The sequence below is a fragment of the SAR324 cluster bacterium genome, assembly GCA_029245725.1.
In the GTDB taxonomy this organism is placed as follows: Bacteria; SAR324; SAR324; order SAR324; family NAC60-12; genus JCVI-SCAAA005.
The window spans coordinates 1-8,248 of record JAQWOT010000335.1; the positions used below are offsets into that span (position 1 = coordinate 1).

Below are 8,248 nucleotides of genomic sequence, written 5' to 3' on the forward strand. Positions count from 1 at the left end.
GACCACCTTGCTGTTCAGTGTAGAAGCCTGTGCCAGCCTGCTTTTGGTGGGACAAACCAGCAAAATGATGGATCTGTACGGTCACAAGGTCATGATGATTACTGGGCTCGTGCTGCAAGCTGGCCATCTGCTGTTGATGACTAAGCAGATTCAATTGATTGGCATTCAAAAATCCTGAGAAAACTTAAGGCCAAGCTTTAAATAAAAGTTCAATTGATTTACAAATTAATAAACTTGCAAAGTTTTTTGATTTGAAATTAGTTTCGGTCGACATTTTAGCAGAACCCAAAACTTGTATACTATTAGGAAAATTAGTTATGAGAAATAAAAAGAATCATAAAAACTACAGAAAAACATTAATTGAAGATGGCTATGTTGTTTTTAAAAACATCTTCACAAAAGAAGATTTAGATCCAATAAGAAAAATTTCACTAGATGCAATCAAGAAACAATCAAAAAACCACAGAGAGAAAAACAAGTCACAAGGAAGTCTTATTTTAACTGCTGATTATCCACAGTTTGCAGAATTGATAGGACATGAAAAGCTAAAGAATTTACTTAAAGAGTTAGAGTGTCAGAATCCAAAATTTAATTCTGGCTACATTATAAGCAAACCCAAAGATGGACCAGCATTATTTTGGCACCAGGATTGGTGGGCATGGCAGCATGAAATCTCTTACACAGAAGAGATTGCCCAATTTTTCGTTATGATTTATTTGCAGGATACTGATCAAAAAAATGGCTGCTTGAGAGTACTCCCTGGAACACACCGGAATCCTCAAATTTTGCAGGAGTATAAGAACGCGCACAGTGATAGTGTATCAAGAGTAGAAAATCCAGAAGACCCATTATATTATTCAATGGAAGGGGAGGTTGAGTTGCCAGTATCTTATGGTGATGTGGTTGTTGGCGATGCTAGAATGGTACACGGAGCGCTACCAAATAGAACAGAAGATGAACGTCTACTAATTACCCTTTGGTTCCACCCAAATTACGAAAGACTACCAGAAGAAATTAAAGAAAGGATTTTTGAAATGTTTCAGAGAAGAGGTGTTGACACTGATCCATCGGGTAAGAATTCGATGACACCGGAAAAATGGCCAACTGAAGAAAAAGCCAAAGTTTATCATTTATTTCCATCATCAGGATCAAATGTGGAGCCAATTAGTTGGTGCCGTGAACCGATATGGAATAAATTTACAAAACTAGAAAATACTAAATAATACGATTCAAAAAACTTAAACCCAAGAGTTTACCGAAATTTATTTGGATGAATAACTCTCTAAGTTTAACTCAGATGATCGATGGCAGGCAACAAACGAATCATTTTTATTTGGAACAGGCAATAGAGCAGGAACTTTCTGTTTGCATACATCAAGAGCATATTTGCAACGTGGCTGTAAAACACAACCAGTGGGTGGCTTTGATGGATCTGGAATGCTTCCTTGCAATAAAATTTTTCTTTCACTACCAACTTTGTACTTTGAAATAGCAGCTAAAAGTGCCTCAGTGTATGGATGTTTTGGGGAAGCATATATATCTCTGGCTAGAGCGACTTCAACAATTTTCCCCAGATACATAACAATAATTCTATCACTAAAATATTTAACTACTCCTAGATCATGGGCAATAAAAAGGTAGGAAAGATTAAAATCCTTTCTGAGATCAAGGAGAAGATTAAGAATTTGAGCTTGGACTGAAACATCCAATGCAGATACAGGCTCATCACATACAATGAACTTGGGTTGGCTACATAACGCTCTTGTGATTCCTATTCGCTGCCTTTGGCCACCACTAAATTGATGAGGATATTTTTGTAAATCATCTGGGGACAAGCCAACCTTAGTTATTAGCTCACAGGCTTTATTAAATCTCTCTTTTTGTGTGCCAATACTATGGATTGCTAATGGTTCGGTTACTATCTCAAGAACCTTCATTTTTGGATCGAGAGAAGAATACACGTCCTGAAAAAGCATCTGAAAATTTTTCCGAAAATCTTTGATTTGATGTTCAGGAGTTTGGGAAATATCTAAAATTTTTCCGTTAAAATTGTATTGTATGCTGCCTGCAGTAGGGGCAAATAATTTTACAATACATCTACCAACAGTGGTTTTACCAGATCCACTTTCACCAACGAGCCCTACAGTTTCACCTTTCTTTATGTGTAGACTGACATCATTGACAGCTTTGTTGAAACTGGAAATCCTATTGAAAAAGCCCTTACGATTCGGGAAAAATTTCTTAAGGCCCTTAACCTCTAGAATATTATTCTCATCCATAATTCAGATTTCTCCCCGGTCTGCATACTTCCAACAGCTAACTTCACGCCCATCCAACCTAATTAATTTTGGAGATTTGGACCTGCACAATGATGTTGCAAAATCACACCTAGGGGCAAAGCTACAACCTTCAGTAACTTCATATGGGCTTGGTACGACTCCTCTAATAGATTCAAGCCGACCAGAAATTTTAATTTCAGGACGAGATTTAAATAACCCTTGGGTGTAAGGATGAAGAGGTTCATTAAAAAGATCTTTAGTTGATGCCTTCTCTACAATTTTACCAACGTACATAACAGCGACATGATCAGTCACTTCGCTGATCACACCAAGATCGTGCGTAATCATCATTAGCGACATATTCAAATCATCTTGCAAATCTTTGATCAACTTTAAGATCTCAGCCTCGATTGTTACGTCAAGTGCTGTTGTTGGCTCATCAGCAATTAATAATTTTGGCTTACAACATAATGCCATCGCAATCATTACTCTTTGCCTCATCCCACCACTAATTTGGAACGGATATTCATTCATTCGTTGAGCAGGAGCTGAAATCTTCACCATATCAAGGGCATCTAAGGCAGCTTGCCTAGCGTTAGATTTAGAAATTTTCTGGTGTAGCCTAATGATTTCTATCAATTGATCACCAATTTTGTGGACTGGATTCAAAGACATCATTGGCTCTTGAAAAATCATAGCGATATCATTACCTCTTATCTTGCGAATTACTTTGCTATGAACATCAAGTTTTGCTAAATTTATCATGTCATTTTCATGACGATAAAAATTTATACTCCCATTTTCAATTTTAGCTTCAGGGTGTGGATGTAAAAGCATCATTGTTAGTGCAGTGATTGTCTTACCACAACCACTTTCACCAACAATTCCCAAAGATTTCCCTCTTGCAATATCAAAACTAATACCATCTACAGCTTTAACAGTACCTTGTGGAATATGAAAGTGAACAGCAAGGTTATCAACATTAATAAGCTTTTTTGAATTGGTGAATAAACTTTCACTCATTGAGGTTTAATTTCTAAAATTAATTCTGTTTATTTTGAATGAGGATCATTCAAGTCTCTTAACGCATCACCAATAAAATTAAAGCATAGAACTGAAATAACAATAAATCCAGCTGGAGTAATTAACCAAGGGTAGTGTTTAAGCGTTTGAACCTCTTTTAATTTTGTCAATAAAAGGCCCCAGCTAGTCATCGGGGGTTTAATTCCTAATCCAAGAAAACTTAGAGCGGCTTCACCAATGATCATTATTGGAATACTTAAAGTAGCAATTACGATAATATGACCAAAAACATTTGGGATGATGTGCGTTCTTATTATTCTTGCAGCACTAGCTCCAGCTATCTCTGCAGCATAAATAAAGTCAGATCGACGGATCGCAAGTACTTTACCACGTAGTTCACGTGCAAGACCAGCCCAACTGATGAAACCAAAAATAATGACAATACCCAGATAAACATAAGAAGATGGCCATTCCTTTGGGATTATTGAAGCAAGAGCCATCCAAAGTGCAACTTGTGGAATAGTTCTTACAATTTCAATTACGCGCTGTATTATGTTGTCATACCATCCACCAAAATAACCAGATATTGTCCCAATAATTGTACCCAGAATTACTAATATAACTACGCCAATTAAGCCAATTGATAGTGAAACACGTCCACCAAATATAATTCTACTAAGTAGATCACGACCAATAATATCTGTTCCAAATAAAAACAATTTACCTTCTTTGACTCCAAAAAGATGAATATTACTTTCAATTAGACCAAGCATTTTGTACTTTTCACCCTCAACAAAAAGATAGATAAAGTCTTTTTTATTTGTGTCGTCAACATAGATGAATCTAAGTGTTTTTGGATCTCTTTTTGCGACTTGACGATAAATAAAAGGTCTCCACCTAAAATTTCCGTCATTGTCTACAAATCTTATTTTAGATATTTGTGGTGGTGCATACAAATAATATTTATGGTTAGTAAGCATTCCATATGGTGCAAAAAAATCCGCAAAAATTACCATCAAATACAGAATAAAAAGCAACAAGGATGAGAATACTGCCACCTTATGTCTAAGAAATTTCTTTAATTTAAGCTGTCTTTCTGTTAAATGGATATAATCCAAATTGTCACTCAATTAACCTCCATTTACTAATTTTGAATGACTACATTAATTCATGTTTAATTCGTGGATCTGATATGGCTAATAATATATCAGCTAGAAGATTTCCCAAAACAAGTATTACTGAAATAATGAGCAATATAGTTCCAGCCAAATACATGTCTTGTGCAATAAGTGAATCATAAAAGAGGGGGCCTATTGTATTAAGGTTTAAAACTATCGAAACCAACATTTCTGTTGCAATAATTTCAGGGAGATAGACACCAATTCTACTTATTATTGGATTGACCGCAATTCGAGCACCATGTCTCCAGTTGACAGCACTTTCAGAAAGCCCCTTAGCACGCGCTGTCTGAATAAACGGCTGTCGTAAAACATCCAGCATATTACCTCTCATTATTCGCATGGTATTTGACGTCTGAGCAATACCAATTGCAATAATTGGTGCTGGCAGATGCTTCAGAAAATCAATAATTTTGTCTGAGGTCCATGGTTTACCTATAAACTCGTTTGAATACAATTTCCCAATATATGAAGAATCTAGCCAGAAAATTGAGATTGCAATAATTATAACTGCTAAAATAAAACCAGGTATAGCTATACCGATAAACGCAATGAAAGTGAGTAGATAGTCTAATAAGCTATATTTGTGAGTAGCTGAATATAAACCAATTGGGAGGGCAATAGCTAAGGCAAATATCAATGCCCAAAAATTTATAAAAAGAGTCATTGGCAGTCTCTCTTTTAGAATTTCTGCTACTGGCGTTCCCTGCAATGACATTGCGATTCCAAAATCTCCTTCGGGAAATCCTTTGACCCATTTCCAATACTGTATCCAAAACGGCTGATCCAAACCGTATCGTTCTCGAATTTGCTCAATATATTCGTTTGATACACTTCCACCTCCTGTTGACGAAGCAAGTGCTGCATAAGCATCTGCATAGTCACCAGGGGGTAGTTGGATCAAACCAAAACAAATTATGGAGATCACAATTACTACTGGTATTGAGAGCAATATTCTTTGGAGAATGTAGCTTAATATACCCATATTAAATACATTATTTATATAGTATAAATTTCATACTATTTTTAGACAGGTAAAGTTTATTTTCATTTGAATAAATCTTCTATTTGTCTTCAAATTTACATTCAAAGCATTAAATTTTTTAATTAAATTATTTTAATCAGAAGCATAAATCTTCAAATATACTCTTCATTTAAGATAAACCTTTCTTTCCTTTCCTCTTACAAAGGCAAGCTGTTTAAAAAACAGCTTGCCTTCTCTTCAGTTTAATCAGCTTTCATAGGAGATTTCCTTTTTTATATCATTAATATTTAATTTTATTTAAATTTTTATTCACGGCCTGTTTGGTGGGTATTTCTCATAGACCTGCATATAACGAAATGGTGGGTCGAAATTACCATATTCTTGAACCCTTGTTGATTCCAGTACCATATTTCCAAGTCGATTTGCATTTATGAATGGTCTTTTACGAACCCCAACATGGATCATGAATACATTTTCAGCCATTATTTTTCCTGCCTCTCGACCCAAGGCTATTCCTTCTTCAATGCTAGTTGTGTTAGCTTGTTTTAACAATCGAGTAAATTCATTGTATTCCTTTGAAAAGCCACCATTTTCGTATGCTTTTACATGAAAATTTGGTGATCCAGGCTTCGTTGGAATCCATTTATCAATCATCAGTAATGGCTCATTATACGACTCAAAATCATGAGTTGATAATTCAAAATTACCAGAGGTGAAATTTTTATTGTGCAGTGTTTGATGCTTTTCATTTAGGATCAAATTGACACCTATACCTCTCACTGTTTCAACGATCATTTCTGACATTGGTGTGTAGAGATCATGAGCATACATATCCCAGATCAACTCTAATTTCTCACCTGATGGTAATTCTCTTATACCATCATTATCTCTGTCAATTATATTAGCATCATCAAGAATTTCTTTTGCCTTTTTGGGATCATATTCTGAATATAGATATCCCGAATTTTCATCGAAATATGGTGAATCGGGTGCCCAAGCCGATCCGATGGGCGTCATCAAGTCAAAAGCTAAAGTTCGTGAAATTGCTTGTCTATCAATAGCCAACGATATTGCTCTCCTGAAATCTATACTCCGATTTATCTTTCGTGCATCTGCATTTTCTGAATCAAAATTAAAGTTAATCTTCATCCCTGGCGCGTTAGAGAATCCGATTGAGTAATCCCTTTGGGGTTTTCCTTGCTCTTCGAGCCACATTGAGTAATGTGGGAAACCTGTCCACATATGATCGTGGTCAAATTCACCTGTCATATTTCCTAACCCGACTGCTGGTCTGTCTCCTGCTACTATTATTTCGAATTCATCAAAGTAAGGTAATTGATTGCCTTCTGAATCCACCTTCCAATAGTATGGATTTCTAGTCATGTGTAGTTTTCCATCGGGCACATATTCGTCTACAACCCATGCATTCAATGTAACTCTTCCTCCCTCAGAATTGACACCCAGGATTTTTAACTTTTCATTAAGCGTTTCATAATTTGATTGGCTATTATATTTAGGATGCCATGTTTTAAAGTGATGTTTTGGCAATGCTTGCCAAACTACATTTGCATATTTCTTTTCAAATAGGAATGCAGTCTCATCGTAGTCAAATACAATTGTATGATCATCTATCTTTGTTATTTTCGGGAAGTCACCTTCTGCATCATAGAAATTACTTTCATAAAACCATATATAAGCAACTTTTTCATCATTTACGATATCTTCCATAAAAAAGATTACATCATCAGTGGTAAATGGCTCACCATCAGACCATTTTATTCCTTTCCTCAAATTAATCGTTAATTTTGTTCCATCATCGTTCCACTTCCATGATTCAGCCAGATTAGGTTTAATTGGACCTTGTGCTGGAAAGGGATAGGAAAATTGGAAAAATCCATTTCTGTCTGCCCGTGACGGCAATCGTTCATCATCTAAAAAGAATGCTGTGCCGAGTACTAGTTTACCGCCATATTTTCCAACTTCGCTTACTGGATTTTCTACTAATGGATTCTCTGGTAATCTTTCCTCTAAGGGTGGAAGTTTCCCCTCATCTACCATTTTTTTGAGCATTGGAGATTCTCCTCCAATTGCACCCACAACAGGTATGATTAAAGATGCCAGCAAGCTGGTAACTTTTTTCGCAATCATGTTGCCTCACTCTTGATAAGTTTTTATGTTTGAGTTGTGGCATATGCCACAATCCGTTCGACAATAGAATCAGAACTTGGTTTTATCTGAAATATTATGAATATGTCAAGCAAAAATTAAATTTATCTTTTCTTTTAAAACATATTCACTTTTTAAATAATTGATTTGTTCAACACCTTTTTTCCCTATGTTTTTCAACACTTTTTTCATTTAATTATAGATTCTATTTATTCACTTAAATTTTATATAATTATTCTAATTTTATAGTTATTTCACCTTCACATTTCATGATTAGTTTTATTTTTTATCTAAAACTATAGTAGTTTATTCATTGCTTCCGGCTGGTTTGTTTTGCTCAAGTGTTGCTGATACATCTAGAGGGCATCGAACCAGGAACCTTTGACTTCCCCTCGATCACTCAGAAATGCCAGGATTTCAGGTAGTTGTTTGCCAAGGCTGGTGACCTCTACATCATTCATCCCTACATGCTGCACACTTCTTCAACGAACCATTCCGGTCAACCACGAGTGATGAGCAATCCTCCCGTGGTGCTCAAGAAATCACTACGGCTGGATCGCAAGCGAGCCAATCTCTCTCTGCTGGAAGAAACCACTCTGCGCTTCCTTGGAACGGAC

7 protein-coding genes are annotated in these 8,248 nt (G+C 35.9%); 2 read left to right on the forward strand and 5 right to left on the reverse strand.

Annotation, left to right across the window (positions count from 1 at the left end):
- Positions 1–317 precede the first annotated feature (317 nt).
- Entirely contained in the window at positions 318–1,223 is a 906-nt protein-coding gene (locus P8O70_18195) for a phytanoyl-CoA dioxygenase family protein (protein MDG2198770.1), read from the forward strand.
- A 39-nt stretch (positions 1,224–1,262) separates the two neighbouring features.
- Here the strand turns inward: P8O70_18195 and P8O70_18200 are convergent, their stop codons facing one another.
- The 5 genes from P8O70_18200 to P8O70_18220 all read right to left on the reverse strand — a co-directional run bounded on the left by P8O70_18200 (position 1,263) and on the right by P8O70_18220 (position 7,613).
- Entirely contained in the window at positions 1,263–2,279 is a 1,017-nt protein-coding gene (locus P8O70_18200; protein ID MDG2198771.1) for an ATP-binding cassette domain-containing protein, read from the reverse strand.
- Between the two features lie 3 nt (positions 2,280–2,282).
- Positions 2,283–3,302 carry an ABC transporter ATP-binding protein gene (locus P8O70_18205; GenBank protein ID MDG2198772.1) on the reverse strand — a complete coding sequence of 340 codons (1,020 nt, stop codon included), beginning with the start codon at positions 3,300–3,302 and terminating at the stop codon, positions 2,283–2,285.
- 29 nt (positions 3,303–3,331) lie between these two features.
- On the reverse strand, positions 3,332–4,432 hold the full coding sequence (locus P8O70_18210) for an ABC transporter permease (GenBank protein MDG2198773.1): 1,101 nt from the start codon (positions 4,430–4,432) through the stop codon (positions 3,332–3,334).
- A gap of 28 nt (positions 4,433–4,460) precedes the next feature.
- A complete protein-coding gene (locus P8O70_18215; GenBank protein ID MDG2198774.1) occupies positions 4,461–5,465 on the reverse strand; it encodes an ABC transporter permease in 1,005 nt (334 codons plus the stop codon).
- A gap of 309 nt (positions 5,466–5,774) precedes the next feature.
- Complete coding sequence (locus tag P8O70_18220; protein MDG2198775.1) at positions 5,775–7,613, reverse strand: ABC transporter substrate-binding protein; 1,839 nt, start codon at positions 7,611–7,613, stop codon at positions 5,775–5,777.
- 443 nt (positions 7,614–8,056) lie between these two features.
- Here P8O70_18220 and P8O70_18225 point away from each other — a divergent pair.
- A partial coding sequence (locus P8O70_18225; GenBank protein MDG2198776.1) for a phytanoyl-CoA dioxygenase family protein occupies positions 8,057–8,248 on the forward strand: 192 nt, incomplete at its 3' end.